Consider the following 263-nt stretch of genomic DNA (forward strand, 5'->3'; position numbering starts at 1 on the left):
GCGCTAAAGGCCATGATATCGACGCGCCGGGCCTGAATTATAAAGCGGGTGATAGCTTCAAAGCGGCGGTGAAAGGTAAGAGCAACCAACCGGTAGTGTTTGTTGATTCCACCGGTCGTAGCTATGCCATTGACCCGATTACGCTGCCGTCGGCGCGTGGTCAGGGCGAGCCGCTCACCGGCAAATTAACGTTGCCGCCTGGGGCGACCGTTGACCATATGCTGATGGAAAGCGACGATCAGAAACTGCTGATGGCTTCCGAT

1 protein-coding gene is annotated in these 263 nt (G+C 56.3%); it reads left to right on the forward strand.

Features of this window, described 5'->3' with window-relative positions:
- Positions 1-263: hypothetical protein (locus FN960_RS24280; RefSeq protein WP_221936867.1), on the forward strand; the 263-nt coding region annotated here is incomplete at both ends.

Source organism: Alkalicoccobacillus porphyridii (assembly GCF_007293315.1).
Taxonomy (GTDB): Bacteria; Bacillota; Bacilli; order Bacillales; family Bacillaceae_D; genus Alkalicoccobacillus; species Alkalicoccobacillus porphyridii.